Source organism: Chryseobacterium sp. UYP7 (assembly GCF_056279225.1).
The window spans coordinates 244,977-263,046 of sequence record NZ_JBWBQW010000004.1; the positions used below are offsets into that span (position 1 = coordinate 244,977).

The 18,070-nt window shown below is 36.5% G+C and carries 17 protein-coding genes; 9 read left to right on the forward strand and 8 right to left on the reverse strand.

The window, feature by feature from the left end; translation table 11 throughout:
- Positions 1–60 precede the first annotated feature (60 nt).
- The 5 genes from ACZ9HT_RS10520 to ACZ9HT_RS10540 all read left to right on the forward strand — a co-directional run bounded on the left by ACZ9HT_RS10520 (position 61) and on the right by ACZ9HT_RS10540 (position 5,831).
- Positions 61–1,377 carry an ABC transporter permease gene (locus ACZ9HT_RS10520; RefSeq protein WP_476040442.1) on the forward strand — a complete coding sequence of 439 codons (1,317 nt, stop codon included), beginning with the start codon at positions 61–63 and terminating at the stop codon, positions 1,375–1,377.
- Between the two features lie 406 nt (positions 1,378–1,783).
- A complete protein-coding gene (locus ACZ9HT_RS10525) occupies positions 1,784–2,617 on the forward strand; it encodes a helix-turn-helix domain-containing protein (protein WP_476040443.1) in 834 nt (277 codons plus the stop codon).
- A gap of 188 nt (positions 2,618–2,805) precedes the next feature.
- Positions 2,806–3,996 carry a formaldehyde dehydrogenase, glutathione-independent gene (gene fdhA / locus ACZ9HT_RS10530; protein WP_476040444.1) on the forward strand — a complete coding sequence of 397 codons (1,191 nt, stop codon included), beginning with the start codon at positions 2,806–2,808 and terminating at the stop codon, positions 3,994–3,996.
- A 103-nt stretch (positions 3,997–4,099) separates the two neighbouring features.
- Entirely contained in the window at positions 4,100–4,498 is a 399-nt protein-coding gene (locus tag ACZ9HT_RS10535; RefSeq protein ID WP_476040445.1) for a GlcG/HbpS family heme-binding protein, read from the forward strand.
- 418 nt (positions 4,499–4,916) lie between these two features.
- Positions 4,917–5,831 (forward strand): hypothetical protein, encoded by a 915-nt coding sequence (locus ACZ9HT_RS10540; protein ID WP_476040446.1) that lies wholly within the window; start codon positions 4,917–4,919, stop codon positions 5,829–5,831.
- A gap of 104 nt (positions 5,832–5,935) precedes the next feature.
- Here the strand turns inward: ACZ9HT_RS10540 and ACZ9HT_RS10545 are convergent, their stop codons facing one another.
- From ACZ9HT_RS10545 to ACZ9HT_RS10580, 8 genes are all read right to left on the reverse strand, one after another.
- Positions 5,936–6,598 (reverse strand): porin family protein, encoded by a 663-nt coding sequence (locus ACZ9HT_RS10545; protein ID WP_476040447.1) that lies wholly within the window; start codon positions 6,596–6,598, stop codon positions 5,936–5,938.
- Between the two features lie 14 nt (positions 6,599–6,612).
- Positions 6,613–7,485: a succinate--CoA ligase subunit alpha gene (sucD, locus tag ACZ9HT_RS10550; protein ID WP_476040448.1), complete on the reverse strand. Its 873-nt coding sequence runs from the start codon at positions 7,483–7,485 to the stop codon at positions 6,613–6,615.
- 76 nt (positions 7,486–7,561) lie between these two features.
- The gene (locus tag ACZ9HT_RS10555) at positions 7,562–8,464 is read right to left on the reverse strand and encodes an LpxD N-terminal domain-containing protein (protein WP_476040449.1); all 903 of its coding nucleotides are present in this window, start codon (positions 8,462–8,464) and stop codon (positions 7,562–7,564) included.
- A gap of 150 nt (positions 8,465–8,614) precedes the next feature.
- A complete protein-coding gene (efp, locus tag ACZ9HT_RS10560; protein ID WP_039351669.1) occupies positions 8,615–9,178 on the reverse strand; it encodes an elongation factor P in 564 nt (187 codons plus the stop codon).
- A gap of 71 nt (positions 9,179–9,249) precedes the next feature.
- Positions 9,250–10,038: an acyl-ACP--UDP-N-acetylglucosamine O-acyltransferase gene (gene lpxA / locus ACZ9HT_RS10565; RefSeq protein WP_476040450.1), complete on the reverse strand. Its 789-nt coding sequence runs from the start codon at positions 10,036–10,038 to the stop codon at positions 9,250–9,252.
- A complete protein-coding gene (locus ACZ9HT_RS10570; protein WP_476040451.1) occupies positions 10,035–11,435 on the reverse strand; it encodes a bifunctional UDP-3-O-[3-hydroxymyristoyl] N-acetylglucosamine deacetylase/3-hydroxyacyl-ACP dehydratase in 1,401 nt (466 codons plus the stop codon). Before ACZ9HT_RS10570 ends, lpxA begins: the two co-directional genes overlap by 4 nt.
- Complete coding sequence (gene lpxD / locus ACZ9HT_RS10575; protein ID WP_476040452.1) at positions 11,428–12,459, reverse strand: UDP-3-O-(3-hydroxymyristoyl)glucosamine N-acyltransferase; 1,032 nt, start codon at positions 12,457–12,459, stop codon at positions 11,428–11,430. The genes ACZ9HT_RS10570 and lpxD overlap by 8 nt, the downstream gene beginning before the upstream one ends.
- Positions 12,460–12,519: 60 nt before the next feature.
- Positions 12,520–13,731 carry an HD domain-containing protein gene (locus ACZ9HT_RS10580; protein WP_476040453.1) on the reverse strand — a complete coding sequence of 404 codons (1,212 nt, stop codon included), beginning with the start codon at positions 13,729–13,731 and terminating at the stop codon, positions 12,520–12,522.
- Positions 13,732–13,994: 263 nt separating this feature from the next.
- Here ACZ9HT_RS10580 and porX point away from each other — a divergent pair, with 263 nt between their 5' ends.
- The 4 genes from porX (at position 13,995) to ACZ9HT_RS10600 (ending at position 17,518) form a co-directional block, all read left to right on the forward strand.
- The gene (gene porX / locus ACZ9HT_RS10585) at positions 13,995–15,536 is read left to right on the forward strand and encodes a T9SS response regulator signal transducer PorX (protein ID WP_476040454.1); all 1,542 of its coding nucleotides are present in this window, start codon (positions 13,995–13,997) and stop codon (positions 15,534–15,536) included.
- A gap of 109 nt (positions 15,537–15,645) precedes the next feature.
- A complete protein-coding gene (locus tag ACZ9HT_RS10590) occupies positions 15,646–16,149 on the forward strand; it encodes a hypothetical protein (protein WP_476040455.1) in 504 nt (167 codons plus the stop codon).
- Positions 16,150–16,341: 192 nt separating this feature from the next.
- On the forward strand, positions 16,342–16,683 hold the full coding sequence (locus tag ACZ9HT_RS10595; RefSeq protein ID WP_476040456.1) for a hypothetical protein: 342 nt from the start codon (positions 16,342–16,344) through the stop codon (positions 16,681–16,683).
- A 73-nt stretch (positions 16,684–16,756) separates the two neighbouring features.
- Positions 16,757–17,518, forward strand: a complete 762-nt coding sequence (locus ACZ9HT_RS10600) for an exodeoxyribonuclease III (protein WP_476040457.1) — start codon at positions 16,757–16,759, stop codon at positions 17,516–17,518.
- Positions 17,519–18,070: the final 552 nt, after the last annotated feature.

The following is an 18,070-nucleotide window of genomic DNA, read 5'->3' on the forward strand; positions in this document are numbered from 1 at the left end:
AAACCGTCCTTAAAATCTCTTTCTTTGAGAAAGCGATATAGGTGACGATATTTATTACTTATGAAAAATATATTTCTAATTACCAAAAGAGAATATCTCACGCAGGTAAAGAAAAAATCTTTTGTCGTGCTTACTTTAATGGCACCAATTCTAATGATCGGCTTCGGGCTTTTGATCGCCTTTATGTTTAAGGCGAACGAAAGCTCCAGCACTTTTAACGTCGTTGATAAAAGCGGACTTTTTGTAGGAAATTTAAAAAGCACCAAAGCCATTAAATATGTTTTTGTACCGCAGGAAAACGAACGGGCTTTAACTTCTACTTTGAAAGAAATGACAGGAATTGAAGGCTTACTGATTATTCCAGAATTGAAAAACAACAATTTCGATGAGATGGAGAAAAATTCTCAGTTGCTCATCAATAAGAAAATTGGTTTCGACACCAAATCAAGTGTTGTTTCAGCTCTTTCAAAAATCATTAAAAAAGAAAAGATAAAAACACTCGGTATTTCTGAGGATCAGTTAAGCAGCTTAGATAAAAATTTCGACCTCAACACACAGAATGTGGTGGATAACAACAAAGGTGATTCCGACTTAAATTTTGGCGTAAAATCCGGATTAAGCATGGTTTTAATGTACGCGGTTTTCATGTTCATTATTATTTATGGAGTCCGGGTGATGCGAAGTGTTCTAGAAGAAAAAAACAATCGCGTTGTCGAAATTATCATCTCCTCCGTAAAACCTTTTGAGCTGATGATGGGAAAAATTCTGGGCGTAACATTGGTTGCGGTAACGCAGTTCAGCATTTGGATCACCATGTCGGTAATTGGCGCTTTATTTTTAAATACTGGATTTTCGGCCATGCAGCAACAAATTCCGGGCGGAGAACAGTCGGCAGAAATGATGCAGAAATTTGATTTTAAACAAACCGCTACAGAAGTTTCTCATATTCTTTTAGATATGAATTTTCCATTGATCATTTTCGTATTCATCGTCTTTTTCTTATTGGGTTACATTTTTTACAGTTCCATGTATGCAGCTATTGGTTCTGCGGTTGACAATGAAACAGAAACGCAGCAATTTACTTTATTTGCAATCATTCCTTTAATGTTGGGAATGTACGGAAGTTTTACAATCATGAATAATCCTGAAGGTCCACTCGGATTTTGGTTATCGATGATTCCATTTACTTCGCCCGTTGCGATGATCGCGCGGATTCCGTTTGGAGTTCCGGCCTGGCAAATAGCGTTGTCGATGTTTTTGCTGGTGATCTCTACCTTACTAATGATTTATCTGGCGGCGAAAATTTACAGGGTTGGAATTCTAATGTACGGCAACAAAGCAAGCGCGAAGGAATTGTGGAAATGGATCAGAAGTTAGGATTGACGAATGTTGGATGTTGGATGTTGGATGTTTTAAATAAGAAAGTAGCTATTAATAAAAGGTCTTCTAACTTGGGAATTTTCTTTTGAATCTGAAGACTTTGGAAAGAAATATCTAAGTTTCTTCTAAATAATTATAAGTCTGCATTTCAATAGTAACCCACCGTAAATTTTGGTATTTCTGTCATGCATTGATACTTATAAAAGATGCGCCTACAATCTTTAAACAAAATTCTACATGAAAAAAATTTTAATAATTTTGACTTTAGCAATATTCTGTCTTTAAATTTGTTTTCTCGAAACATTAATACAAATGACTACGAAATTTATATTGTAGAAACATTAATTGGGAAATCAGATTTTCTGAAGAATTCTCGAAACCTACCTGCTGAAAAACAATCCAGATGCCAATAGAAAACATACCAGAAATCTTTATTAAAGAGAAAAAAGGAAATCCTGATCTGTTCGTTTATGATTTTAAAATGAACAATGATGTTGTGAAAAGCAAGGTTAATTTGGGTATGAATATGTTCAGTTTTTTGCAGGTCGGGAAAAAGCAGGTACATTTTGCAGGAACTTCTGTTGCCGTAAATAAAGATCAGTCCTTACTGTTGAAAAAAGGAAATTGGCTTTGGACAGAATTACTGGATAAAGAAGTAATTTACTATTGCAAGCTCCTGTTCTTTTCCGAAAAAAAACTGATCGAATTTTTAGAAAAGCATTCTCAAAATCAAGAAGCGGTTAGAGATGAAATTCCGTATTTTATTATTAGAAATGATGATTATATTATCTCGTATATAAATTCGCTGTCTACCATTAGTGAAGCTCCAAATATTTTTATGGAGAATTTACTCTCCGTAAAATTTGAAGAATTAATGCTTTATCTGCTGCAGAAATACGGTAAAAAATTTGATTTATATCTGCATTCATTGGTCATTAAAGAGACTTCGCCTTTTAAAAAAAGTGTAGAAAGCAAAATACATTCTAACCTGAAATTAGAGGAAATAGCTTTTTTATGCAATATGAGTTTATCCACTTTTAAACGTCATTTTATTAAAGAATACAAACTATCACCTGGAAAATGGCTACAGGATAAACGACTTCAAAAAGCCAAAGAAACTTTAGAGGAAGGGAATTCGCGACCTTCCGAAATCTATCTGGATTTTGGATATAACAATCTTTCTAACTTCAGTACTGCTTTTAAGAATAAGTTTGGAATCAGTCCAAGTGAGATTTGATAAAGCTTTTTCACCTTACATTTCATTTTCAATCCGTTTTTTATTCGTTGATCGTACCAATGGAGCATATTAGACCTTTTTACATAAATATTGACCTTTTTTAATAAGAACTACATGTAGAATTATCTCTAATTTTGAAATTCAATTTAGTGACAGCTATTTATTAATTCAAACAAAATCAGAACATTATGTGTAAAAATCACGGTATCTCTTATATGGGAACAGGAAAAGTAGAATTACTGGAAATAGAATATCCTAAATTAGCATTGGGTGACAGAAAGTGTGAACACGGTGTTATTTTAAAGATCGTAGCCACTAACATTTGCGGTTCCGACCAACATATGGTTAGAGGAAGAACGACGGCCGAAAAGGGGTTGGTATTAGGACACGAAATCACAGGAGAAGTTATAGAATTAGGACGGGACGTTGAATTTATTAAGAAAGGTGATATCGTTTCGGTTCCTTTTAACGTTGCGTGTGGCCGTTGCCGAAATTGTAAAAATGGTCAAACAGGCATTTGCTTAAATGTAAATGGAGATCGAGCCGGCGGTGCTTACGGATATGTAGATATGGGCGGCTGGATCGGCGGTCAAGCAGAATATGTGATGGTTCCTTATGCCGATTTTAACTTATTAAAATTCCCGGATAATGACCAGGCTATGGATAAAATTTTAGATCTAACCATGCTGACCGACATTCTACCCACCGGATTTCACGGAGCGGTTATGGCAGGCGTGACAGCTGGTTCAGTTGTGTATATTGCCGGTGCCGGACCAGTGGGATTAGCTTGTGCATCAAGTTGTCAGTTATTAGGTGCAGCCGTTGTGATCGTTGGCGATCTTAATGAAGATCGACTTGCCCACGCCAGAAGTTTCGGTTGCGAAACCATTAATTTAACCAATGGTATTCCGGTGCAGGAACAGATCGCTATGATCGTTGGTGTACCTGAAGTTGATTGTTTTGTGGATTGTGTAGGTTTCGAAGCCAGCGGACACGGCGCGAACGCGGGTGAAGAAATGCCTGCTATAGTTCTAAATCAAGCCATGGCAATTACCCGAGCAGGCGGATCGATCGGAATTCCTGGTTTGTACGTGACGGAAGATCCAGGAGCAACGGATGAAGCTTCAAAACAGGGAAGTTTAAAAATCCGTTTTGGTCTAGGCTGGGCAAAGTCCCACTCTTTCCACACCGGACAAACACCAGTGATGAAATACCACAGACAGCTGATGAATGCTATTTTACACGACAAAATAGATATTGCTAAAGCGGTGAACGCAGAAGTAATAAGCCTGAAAGATGCACCAAGAGGTTATGCTGAATTTGATAGTGGCGTGGCCAAAAAATTCGTCATCGATCCCCACGGAATGATCCGTAAATAAATCTGACTCTTTATCATAAGTTATTGAACTGTTATGGTAATAACAGTTCTTACTTTCAACGGTATCTTTGCAATATAAATAGTAACAATTAAAACATCATAAAATGAATATTACATTAGCACAAGCAGAAAAAGCAATCGAAGCAGCAAAACAAAAAGCAACTGCGATCGATACTAAAATGAATATCGTAGTTGTAGACGGTGGCGCAAACGTAATTGCACTCGTACGCATGGATGGAGCGTGGTTAGGCTCACTTGACATCGCAACTAAAAAAGCGAAAACTGCCCGTTTTTTCGATATGAATACCGGTATTCTTGGAGAATTGTCGCAGCCAGGAGGTTCTTTATACAACATCGAACATTCCAATGGAGGTTTGATCACTTTCCCCGGAGGAATTCCAATTAAAAATGCAGAAGGTATTGTTATCGGAGCCATAGGCGTAAGCGGAAGTTCGGTTGAAAACGACCATACCGTTGCGGAAGCTGGAGCTTCAACATTCTAATAAAATATAAGTTTAGAAGAAGAGGATAATTAGCAATAATTATCCTCTTTTTATTTTGAAATTTTTGATGCAATATTTAGCTGAATTTTATGTGATATTTGCATTACTTTTTTTTTACAGGAGTTATTATCATTAAAGACAAAACCGTTGCAGTCTCTTAAGTAGTCGTGTTTCATTAGCTTCTGAAAAAACAAGATTTGCAATGATTGATACATCAGAAATATTTCTGCCTCACATATTAATCCATCCATGAATATTTTTAATTGGAAAGTTTACAAGAAATGGCTACGAAATTAGTACTTCATTCACTTTTTCATATATTTAAAGTCTTTTATGATCTAAAAAATTTAAGCTTAATTTGGTGCAGTTTTCCATACAAAAGATTATCAGAAAAGACTAAACAAACCTTCCATTGACAATGAAAAATATCTTTTTATTATTATTTATTGTGTTAATTCCTTCTGAGATTTTCGCACAAAAACCGGAAAAGATTCAACTCAAGAATCCAAAAGATTATTATTTAAAAATTGTTCCCAAAAATCAACCTGAAGCAATACTCTTCCTATTACATGGAGGCGGTGAAAAACCCGAAGACATCTTAAAACAGATTCAGCTTCCTGAACTGGCTTTGAAAAATAATTTCATTGTTATTGTTCCGTATTTTTCAGAGGATACTTCAAAAATGATTGAAGACGTAAAAGGGATCGATGAGATCGCGCGTTTATTAATTGCTAAATATAACATCTCGAAAGACAAAATTATTTTAGGAGGTTTTTCCGGAGGTGGAATGTTGGCGATTACTTTCGCGGAAAGGGCAGTTAGAGATCAAAACACATCCTTCATTCCAAGAGCAATTTTTGCGGTTGATCCGCCATTGGATCTTGAACACGTTTATGAGAGAAGCGAAAGAGAAGTACTTAGAAATTTTTCGGAACTTGGCGTAAGTGAAGCAAAGTATTTTATTGAAGATCTGACCGAAACATTTGGAGGAAGTCCATCACAAGTTCCCGACGAATATGAAAAATACTCAATGTACACGCATAGAAAGGCAGATGGGGGAAACGCAAGATTCTTAATCAACATACCGACAAGAATTTACACAGAACCCGGCGTTGAATGGCAAATTAAAAACAGACGGCGAGATCTCTATGATTTAAATTGCATCAATATTTCTGCGATGATCAATATGCTTCAGTTGAAAGGCAACAAAAATGCAGAAGTAATTACAACGTACAATAAAGGAAAAAGACCAGATGGAACAAAACATCCCCATTCCTGGAGCATCATGAATTCTAAAAGTACGATGAACTGGATCCTGAAACAAATGAAATAAAGTATGTCTGATATTTCTCTGAAACAAGAATAAAACATAACCATTCAACAAAGAAAAATCCCATCAACTGAATTGATGGGATCTTCATTTATAGAAAAATTCGGTTATTCAAAAATATAACTCAGTCCTACACTAAAAACCTGTTCCGATTTCCTCTTGGTAATATTCGAATCAGTGCCTTTTTCATTCATTAAGCCAGGATAAGTATTGCTTACACCCAAGTCATATTTTGCAGTGATTTCGAGCATTCTTTTGTAAGAAAAACCCAAACCTAGACCAACCGCGAAATTAAAACTGGCTGCTTTACCATTAACACCTGTTTCCGGATCACCATCTACGGTATATCTTAAAGGCGCATCAGTTACTTTCTGGTTGATCAAAAAATTAAACCGTGGCCCTGCCATTGCAAAGAATTCTGACTCCGCTTCGGAAAAATATCCTTTAAAATAAATAGGAACACTAATGTAGTTATTCGCATAAACAGCATCATAACCAGGTGAAGATTTTGCATCTTTATCTTTGCCCGTTTCTCCAGCGCCTAAATATTCCACCTCGGGCTGAAAATAAAACTGGTCATTGCTGTCTACCGGAATTAAGGCCAGAAAACCGCCGTAACCCGAAAATTTGGGACCTGATGGATTATGAGCGTTGGTTACCCGAGAGTAAGTTCCACCTGCAGTAACGCCATATCTTGTACTGCTGAAATCAATCTGAGCAGATAAAAAAGTAGCTGCGCAAAGTGCCGAACTGATTAAAATTCTTTTCATATTGTGTTGTGTTTTTATCCTAAAACTTTGGCAACCGTAGCGCCAATTTCTGCTGGAGAATCTACGACGTTGATGCCGTTTTCTCTCATAATAGCCATTTTTGCCTGTGCGGTATCTTCGTCACCACCTACGATTGCTCCGGCGTGACCCATCGTTCTTCCTTTTGGTGCAGTTTGTCCGGCGATAAATCCAACAACTGGCTTTTTAGAACCACTCGCTTTGTACCATCTTGCAGCTTCGGCTTCTAAATTACCACCAATTTCACCGATCATTACCACAGCATCTGTTTCTGGATCGTTAATAAAAAGCTCTAAAGCGTCTTTAGTAGTAGTTCCGATAATTGGATCACCACCAATTCCGATCGCGGTAGAAACTCCGTAACCTGCTTTCACAACCTGATCTGCAGCTTCGTAAGTTAAAGTTCCTGATTTAGAAACAATTCCTACTCTTCCTTTTTTGAAAACGAATCCTGGCATAATACCGATCTTAGCTTCATCAGAAGTAATAATTCCCGGACAGTTTGGTCCGATCAAACGAGTATCTTTATCAGCAATGTAAGCTTTTACTTTCACCATATCTTCTACAGGAATCCCCTCTGTGATACAAACGATCACTTTAATTCCGGCTTCTGCAGCTTCCATGATCGCATCTGCAGCAAATGCTGGTGGAACGAAAATGATAGAAACATCAGCGCCTGCTTTTTCTACAGATTCTGCAACGGTATTGAAAACTGGTTTTCCCAAGTGTTCAGAACCTCCTTTTCCTGGAGTTACACCGCCTACAACGTTGGTTCCGTATTCAATCATTTGACCTGCGTGGAAAGTTCCTTCGTTTCCGGTGAATCCCTGTACGATTACTTTAGAATCTTTGTTTACTAATACTGACATTTTTTATTTTTTAAATTTATTTAACTTTTATATACTGCAAAAATACTTAATAAAATCTGTTTCGATCAACAAACTGTTATTTCAAATTCTTGACTTTTATTTCTCTTCGTAAATATTCTTTGAACTCCAGTGCCAACGGGCCGAAATAAGTTCCTTTTTTCAAGTCCTGATTCACTCCGGTTTTTCCTAAAAGAACAGCTCCACTTGCTACGCGAACTCCAGATGCCATGCCGACTTGTCCCCAAACGGTGACCTCATCTTCAATAATACAGCAACCTGCAATTCCGACCAAAGAAGCGATCATGCATCTTTTTCCGATGATGGTGTCATGACCAATTTGAATTTGATTATCTAAAACTGAACCTTCACCAATTACGGTCGAATCGGTAACGCCACGATCGATCGTGCAGTTGTTACCTATTTCTACATTATTTTCGATGATCACGTTTCCGACTGATATTAACCGGTCGAATGCGCCATTCAGTTTTCTGTAATAAAAAGCATCGCCGCCTAAAACGGTTCCACTTTGAATAATAACATTATCGCCAATGATGGTTCCGTCTCCGATAACTACATTAGGAAATATCAGAGAATTTTTTCCAATCCTTACCTCATTTCCGATCACTGCAGAAGGATGAATATGGGTTCCGTCTCCTACTTCGATATCATGCAATTCTTTCGTGAAATTATAAATCCGTTTGAAATGCGTGTTGATCTTATTGAAATCCCGAAAAGGATCCTCTGAAACCAAAAGTGCTTTTCCGGCAGGACATTCTATTTCTTTATCAATTAAAATAATAGTTGCCTCAGAATTCAGAGCTTTGTCGTAATATTTTGGATGATTTACGAACACAATTTCCCCACTTTTTACCCGATGAATTTCATTGGTTCCCAAAACCGGAAAATTTTCGTCGCCAATCATTTGGGCACCGATCAATTCTGAAATGGTTTTTAAAGTTTGCGGTTGATTGAATGTCATGTTTTAACTGATCATTTTATTTTTAGCGGGAATTGCAGCCCGACTTGAGCGGAAATCCTTTTTTTTGCCTTGACTGCCGCTCCTCTGGAGAGGGTTGGGTTGAGAAAAAAGATTGGGAGCGGAAGGCGGATTAAGCTGCCCAAAAAAATATTATTTTACTCTTTCCAGATAACTTCCGTCTTCAGTATTCACTTTAATTTTGTCTCCAGCTTCGATGAACAAAGGAACCATTACTCTTGCTCCTGTTTCTACGATGGAATTTTTTAAAGCGTTTGTTGCTGTATTTCCTTTTACACCTGGATCAGCTTCGATCACTTCTAAATAAACAGTGGGTGGAATTTCCGCAGAAAGTGGGGATTCATCGCTGTCTTTCAAAATGATGGTTACTTCTTCGCCAGCTTTCATGAACTGAGCATTTTCGATCATATTTTTATCAATATAGATCTGAGAAAAATCGTCATTATTCATGAAATGAAATCCGTTATCGTCTTCATATAAATACTGGAATTTTCTTGTAATCACTTTTACTTCATCAATTTTATGACCTGCAGAAAAGGTGTTGTCTAACACTTTTCCATTGGTTACTGATTTCATTTTAGTTCTTACGAAAGCCGGACCTTTTCCAGGCTTAACGTGCATGAATTCGATGATCTTGAAAATATCGTTGCTGAATTCGATACACATTCCTTTTTTTATATCGTTGCTTGTTGCCATTTAAAATATGATGTTATAAATTTTTATTTTTTTAAAGTTGATCTTTAAGAATTGATCTCGAATTAAATTGATTAGTCTTTTCCGGTTCCATAGCCTTTTACGATTCCACTTGGCGAATTTTTGATGAATTCTAAGATCTCATCTCGTTCTGCGGTTGGAAGAAGTTCTTTTTCAATATAAGTTACCGCCTGGGAAACGTTCATTTTCATTTGAAAAATAGCTCTGTAAATTTTTTGAATTTCGAAGATCTTCTCATTCGTAAAACCACGTCTTCTTAATCCTACCGAATTAATTCCGGCGTAAGAAATTGGATCTCTGCCCACTTTTATGTAAGGTGGAATATCTTTTCGGATGAGCGATCCGCCAGATATCATGACATGTTTACCAATTTTTCCGAATTGCTGAATGGCAGAAAGTCCGCCCATAATAGCGTAATCTCCGATCTCTACATGACCTGCGATCCCACAACCGTTGGCGATAATGACATTATTTCCCAAAACACAATCGTGCGCAATATGTGACGTTGCCATAACGAGGCAGTTTTTACCAACTTTTGTAAAACCTAAAGCTTTGGTACCGCGGTTAACAGTGACACATTCTCTGAGCGTTGTACCGTCGCCGATCATCACCTGAGTATCTTCGCCATCAAATTTTAAATCCTGGGGCACCGCTGAAATTACCGTTCCGGGGAATATTTTGCAATTTTTACCAATTCTTGCACCATCCATGATGGTTACATTGGCTCCGATCCACGTTCCCTCTCCTATTTCTACATCTCCTGCAATTGTTGTAAAAGGTTCTACAATTACATTTTTATGAACGATCGCACGTTTATCTACTGCAGCTAATTGATGTATCATTCCGTTACTTTTCTTTTTGCCACCTGCGCCATCAATTCTGCTTCAACTACAACACTGTCGCGTACGTAACCATAGCCCTGCATGTGAACAATTCCTCTTCTGATCGGTTCCAGCAAATCAATTTTAAAAAGTAAAGTATCTCCGGGAACTACTTTCTTTTTGAATTTTACTTTATCAATTTTAATAAAATAGGTCGAATAATTTTCTGGATCAGGAACGCTTGCCAAAACCAAAATCCCGGCTGCCTGTGCCATTGATTCTATCTGTAAAACTCCCGGCATAACTGGTTCCAGGGGAAAATGACCCACAAAGAATGGTTCGTTCATCGAAACATTCTTTAAGCCAACTACATGACTGTCTGATAATTCTAATATTTTATCGATCAATAAAAATGGTGGCCGGTGTGGCAGTAATTTCATAATCCCATTAATATCGAAAACCGGTTCTTTTAATAAATCAAAATCCGGCACATTTTTCCTTCTTTGTAATTTCCACTGTCGGTTCAGTTTTTTTGCAAACTGAGTATTTACAAAATGTCCTGGTTTGTTGGCAATTACTTTTCCTTTTATTTTTACTCCAACCAAAGCTAAATCACCGATCACATCAAGTAATTTATGACGTGCAGCTTCATTTGGATAATTCAAAGTCAGATTATCTAAAATTCCGTTGGGTCTGATTGAAATATCATCTTTACCAAAGGCTTTTTTCAACTTTTCAGCGGTTTCCGGCGTTAATTCTTTATCTACATAAACAATTGCATTCGAAATATCTCCGCCTTTAATTAAACCGGCATCTAACAACGTTTCTAACTCGTGCAGAAAACTAAAAGTTCTTGCAGAAGAGATCTCATTTTTAAATTCGGAAATATCCTTTAAAGTTGCATTTTGTGTTCCCAAAACTTTCGTTCCGAAATCCACCATCGTTGTAACTTCGTAAGTATCGGAAGGAATAATTGTAAGTTCTGAACCTGTTGCAACATCTACATAACTGAGCACTTCCTTCACAACCAGATATTCTCTGGCCGCAGCTTGCTCCGTTACGCCTGCTTTTTCAATTGCCTCCACGAAAAATTTGGAAGAACCATCTAAAATCGGTGGTTCAGCACTATCCATTTCGAGGATCGCATTGTCGACATCGCAACCGACTAAAGCAGCGAGCAAATGTTCGCAGGTATGAATCCGTACGCCTAATTTTTCCAGAGTGGTTCCTCTTTCAGTAGTTGTTACGTAATTAACGTCGGCTTCAATATGAGGATGACCCTCTAGATCTGTTCTTACAAAGACAAATCCTGTATTTTCCTTTGCAGGTTTTATGGTTAGTTTTACTTCTTTACCGGTATGAAGACCAATTCCGGATAGCGTTACCTCTTCCGTTAAAGTTTTTTGTTTATCACTCACTCGATTTATCTTTTGAGTTATTTTCTAGATTATTTAATTTTTTTGCCATTTCCGGTAGTTTCTTGAAATGAACATAACTTCGCAGGTAATCGTTATAGGCTATTGCCGGAGATCCATAAAGAGTCTCTTTATCATTTATATTGGTTGTAACCCCGCTTTGTGCCTGAATTTTTACCTGACTTCCAATTTTTATGTGACCAACAATTCCAACCTGACCACCAATTTGGTTCCAGTCACCAATCGTTGTAGAACCTGCAATTCCGGTTTGTGCCGCAATTACATTGTTCTGCCCAATTTTTACATTGTGGGCGATCTGAATTAAATTATCTATTTTGGTTCCCTTGCCAATAATCGTAGAACCAATAGTTCCCCGATCGACCGTACAGTTCGCACCAATTTCTACATCATCTTCTAAAACGACATTACCGAGTTGCGGGATTTTTTGATAGCCATCTTTTGTCGGCTGAAAACCAAAACCATCGGATCCGAGCACGGTATTGGAATGTACGATACAATTATCGCCGATCACGCAGTAATCGTAAATTCTAACACCACTGTATATCACACAGTTTTTGCCGATTTTTACATTTTTTCCAATAAAAACCTGGGGATAAATTTGACTTCCATCACCAATCCTCACCTTTTCGGAAACACATGTAAAAGCTCCAACGTACACATTTTCACCCACTTTTGCGGTTTCGTGAAATACTGCACCATCTTCGATACCTGATTTTCTGCCCTGCATTTCTTTGTAAAGATTCATTAAAATCTGAAAAGCAAGATAGGCATCATCAACAGCAATAATGGTGGTAGGATAAGAGTCTTTGGTTAAAAGTTTTTCTGAAACAATAAGAACGGAGCATTTAGAGGTCCCAATAAATTCTGCAAATCTTTCTTGTGCAACGAAAGAAAGGTGGCCTTTTTCGCCACTCTCAATAGGTGAAACTCCGCTAATTGCAGCATTTTCATCGCCTATAATTTTTCCGTTAATAAAACTTGCAATCTGTGATGCTGTAAATTCCATATCTTGCAAATATAGGAAATTCCCAAATATCTCAATTCCTTTTCAGCGAAAAATATTAACCTAGATTTCTCTTGGGAATGATAAAATATACTTGGTATTCAGCTGATTGATAAAGGAAGAAAGGATCTGATTTTCAGAGTTTTCTAAAGTTATTTTATCGCCATTTTTCTGCAGTAAATAAATAGGTTGAACGTCCTTATTATAAGGCAGTAAACTTCGGGAAATCTCATCAACTAATTCTGCTCCATTTTCTATATTAAATTTTTGATTGATCTTTTTTACTTTATCATTAATAAATTCAGCATCAAACGGTTGAGAAGATATTATGGTGCGGGGAAACTCTCTTTCCATCACACATTTACACAGATAAGACAGAATAAAATCATCGTATTTAGTCCAGAATTTCATGGCCTGAATAACATCATTATCGTCGAGTTCTGTGAACCGCTGAATATCTTCTTCTGTAGGACTCTCGAAATGGCTTTTATGAAGAAAATATTTTAGATTTTCGGAAGCTGGTAAGTCTTTTCCTTCGGAAGTCAGCACTTTCGCCCGATTCAAAATTTTAACCAAAAGATGTTCTGCCAAGGCCGATGTTTTATGATAATAGACTTGCCAGTACATAAACATTCTGGCTGTTAAAAAATTTTCTATGGAATAAATTCCTTTTGCATCGATCACCAGCTCATCTTCAGAAACATTCATCATCGAAATAATACGTTGTGTATTTACATTCCCCTCTGCAACGCCTGTGTAAAAACTGTCGCGTTTCAAATAATCTAATCGGTCCACATCGAGTTGAGAAGAAATTAACTGGTTGAAAAATTTCCGGTGGTATTTCCCCTGAAACATTTCAATTGCCATCGTAAGTTCTCCGCTAAATTCAGCATTCATCTTATTCATCAACAGCAGCGACAGTTTTTCGTGGTGCCAATCATCCATCAACATATTTTCTAAAGCGTGGGAAAAAGGACCATGACCAACATCGTGCAGCAAGATCGCAAGTAAGGCAGATTTCTCTTCCTCTTTAGAAATTTCTATTCCTTTCAATTTTAAAGTTTCCAAAGCCGTGAACATCAAGTGCATCGCGCCCAAAGCATGATGAAATCTTGTATGTGTAGCGCCGGGAAATATTAAATTGAGTAAACCCGTTTGTGAAATTCTGCGTAATCTTTGGAAATAAGGATGTTCTATAACATCAAAAATAATTTCAGAAGGTATTTTGATAAAACCGTGAACCGGATCGTTAATAATTTTGAGTTTATTGGTCATTTTTTGAAAGTAAATATTTAAGGAAGCGTAAAATTAATTATAATAAAACAAAACTTCCTACCATTCTAATTTTAATAGATTCTCAGTGATTTAAATCGTCCTTTTTCAATAAAAATTCGTCTAATTTTCAAGCTTTTTCGTTAACTCAACTTTAACTTTATTGCAGAAACCTTTGGGCAAAATTTAAGAACAAATGGTCGTATTTTTGTTGCTATAAAGATGGTTCTAACATGTAACCAAAATATAAATATTGAAATAATTATATGACAAAATTAATTTGGATTGACGATGAAGTAGATTTACTGAAACCACATATTGTATTTTTAGAAAGTAAAGGCTATCAAATTTCCCCTGTAAATAACGTGAACGAAGCCTTGGAAATGATCGAAAAAGAAAATTTCGTTTTGGCTTTGCTCGATGAAAATATGCCTGGAATTTCTGGCCTTGAAGCGATTCCGATGATCAAAAATATTGATTCTGCCATTAAAATTGTAATGGTTACGAAGAATGAAGAGGAGCAGATCATGGAGCAGGCAATTGGTTCACAGATCGCCGATTATCTTTTAAAACCCATCAATCCGAATCAGGTTTTACTATCATTGAAGAAAAATTTGCAGGAAGATACTTTAGTGGAACAGAAAACTATTCTGGAATATCAGCAGGAATTTCGAAACCTTTCAATGGAACTTTCTTACTTAAGAACGTATCAGGAATGGGCAGAATATTATAAAAAGATCCTTACCTGGGAAATCAAATTCGATAAAGTTTTCGATAATGAGTTTTCTGAGCTTTTACAATCTCAAAAAGAGGAGGCAAATATTCAGTTTTCAAAATTCATCGAAAACAATTACGAAGATTGGCTGCACACCAGCGATAAGCCGATGATGAGTCATACCTTATTTAAAGATAAAATAAAAGCTGAAGTTGAGAAGGACAAAGTTTTATTACTTGTGATCGACAATCTGCGTTACGACCAATGGAAAGTGATCGAACCTTTGTTTACCCGTTTTTACAACAAAACCTCTGAGGATTATTATTACAGCATTCTGCCAACAGCGACACAATATGCTAGAAATTCGTTCTTTGCGGGACTGCTACCGTCGGAGATTGAAAAAAGATTTCCAGATTATTGGTTTAATGACAATGAGGAAGGCAATAAAAACGAGCACGAAAGAGATTTTTTAGAGGATCAAATGAAACGTCTTGGACTTTCAGGTAAAAGCATGAAATATCTTAAGATCCTGAATTCGGATTTCGAGCGTAAAATTTTAGATGATTTTAACCAGCATAAAAATAATGATCTGTTGGTGATCGTGTACAACTTCATCGATATTTTATCGCACGCAAAAACAGATAATGTCATCGTAAATCAATTGATCAGAGATGATAAAACCTTCCGTTCTTTAACGTATAACTGGTTTGAAAATTCATCGTTATTAAAAATTATTAAGCAGGCGGCAGAAAACGGTTTCAAACTCGTTATTACAACCGATCACGGAACTATTTATGTGAAAAAACCTAGTAAAGTGGTAGGCGACAGAGAAACGTCAACGAATATTCGATACAAAACAGGAAGAAGTTTAACCTACGAAAACAGCGATGTTTGGGCGATTTCTAATCCAGAAAAACTGTTTTTACCAAAAGGAAATTTAAGTTCTAAATATATTTTTGCGAAGAATAATTTCTTTTTAGCGTATCCAAAAAATTACAATCATTTTGTGAACTACTATAAAGAGACGTACCAACATGGTGGAATTTCTTTAGAAGAAGTTATTATTCCAATAAGCATCTTAGAACCCAAGTAAGTTTTTTTTCATAGTTTATTTTATTTGGGATCTATTTGGGCGGTAAAAATCAAAGATTTTTACCGCCCTTTTTTTGTATATTCCTATCGAATTATTTAAAACAATAGCAATGCAAAATGTAAAAACTGCACTGGAAGATTTCGGTATCGATAAAAACCAAATTCTAAGTCTTGTTGAAAATGACAAAATGTTTGAGGCAATAAGACTCATTGAGACAAAAGCCAATTTTAATTTGGGAAACACGATTAGCTTATTAAATAGCATACAAAATAAAGAAGAGGAATTTACTTACGATTTTAATGCAATCGAAAGTAGTCAGAAAGTTAATTACGAAAATAAGAACGGCAATGTTTCGATAAAATTTCGAGAAAATGATGCACCAGAAAAATTTATTGATCCCAATGATAAAGACTGGTCTAAAGTACGAAAAGCGCTGAACCATATTCCGAAGATTGCCGCTTATGAAAAGGAGTTTTCAGATAATGCAACTACTCCTCCTAAAAAAAGTAGTTTGTTTGTTGAGGAAAGTCCAATGAAAAAATGGAAATACATTCTACTTGTCACTGCAATGCTGATCGCAGCCTATTATCTTTATCAAAATTTTAATCCATGAAAATTATTTCCTAAAAAGTAAATGGATTAGGCGGGAAAAGTCTTAGATTTTGCACGCCTTTTTTTGTGAATTAGGAACAATAAAAATTTTAAAAATTTGCAGGAAATAAAATCATATCTGAAATCCTTCGATCTTTCTGAAGACGAGCTGAAATAGCATATCGCCGAAGATTCAATATTACTTGTCATTAAAATGGTGATTGATAAAACAGGTTTGCCTTTACTCAACGCGAAAGATCTTGTAGAAAATTTTCAAAACGGGAAGATCTATTTCGAGGATAAAGAAATTCTGGAATTGCCATACGAAAAAATAGGCTTGATCAGTGATAACGGGCAAATATCTGTAGAGCTAAAATTGAAAAATAAAAAAACAAGGCGCGTAACTCCTGCTGATCCGGAATGGGAACTTATAAAAAAAACTTTAGGGCCGAAACCAGCGCTTTTGCAGTACGAAAGAGAATTTCTTAAAAATCCTAATTATCATGAGCAAAAGAAATCTGCACTTTTTAAAATTGACAAGACAGAAAGATGGTAGTACATCATTCTGATTATTGTTGTATTCCTATTTTTATATTTTTTTTTGTTTTTAAATTTTAAATTTTAAACCTATGAGAATTATTTCTTACAATGTTAACGGAATTAGAGCAGCATTTACCAAAGATTTTTTGGGTTGGTTAAAAGTTGCTGATCCCGACGTCATTTGCATTCAGGAAAGTAAAGCCGGCAACGACCAGATCGATATCGAAAGTTTAGAAAAAAACGGCTATTTCAGTTACTGGCATTCTGCGCAGAAGAAGGGATATTCTGGAGTTGGGATCGCCTCGAAAGTAAAACCTTTGCATGTTGAATATGGTTGCGGAATTGAACATTACGATAGCGAAGGCAGAATTATGCGGGCAGATTTCGAGGATCTCTCAGTGATTTCTGTTTATGTTCCCTCGGCTTCAAATATTGACCGGCTTGAATTTAAAATGAAATTTTGTTATGATTTTATGGATTACATTAGGCAGTTGAAGAAATCGATTCCTAACCTCGTCATTTGTGGCGATTTTAATATTTGTCATGAAGCGATCGATATTCACAATCCGAAAGGATTAGCCACGACTTCTGGCTTTCTTCCGATGGAAAGAGAATGGATGACGATGTTTATGGAGGAATGCGAAATGATCGACAGTTTCAGGTATTTTAATTCGCAACCTGATCATTATTCCTGGTGGAGTTACCGACAAAATTCCAGAGCCAATAATAAAGGTTGGCGATTGGATTATAATTTTGTGTCTTACGCTTTAAAAGAGAAGCTGTCGAGAGCGGTTATTTTGAAGGAAGCGGTGCATTCGGATCATTGTCCGGTTTTGGTGGAGCTTTCGTAGAACATGATTTTACTTTAACGCAAGGAACGCAAAAATTTCTTTATCATGCTGAATAAAATTGCGGGCGCAAAGGCGTTTCACTTAGCCAAGGGTGTGAGGTTTAGTTTTAAATACTTTCTCAGAGCTAACACTTGTTCGATTGCACGGTTTTGTCGAGCTTTCGTAGAAAATGATTTTACTTTAACGCAAGGAACGCGAGGATTTCTTTATCATGCTGAACAAAATTGCTGGCGCAAAGGCGTTTCACTTAGCCAAGGGTGTGAGGTTTAGTTTTAGATACTTTCTCAGAGCTAATTAAACTTGTTCGGGTTATGTCCGGTTTTGTTAGAGCTCTCGAAGAAAATGATTTTACTTTAACGCAAAGGTTTCTTTATCATGCTGAACAAAATTACCGCGCTAAGGCGTTTCACTTAGCTAAGGGTGTGAGGTTATTAAGGACGGGAATATTCAATTTTCTTTTTTTTAGACTTCTTTTTGTTTTTTGAACTTCCTGCGACCCGACCTGAGTGGAGCTCTTTTTGTGAAACGAAGTGGAACAAAAAAGCGGGAACG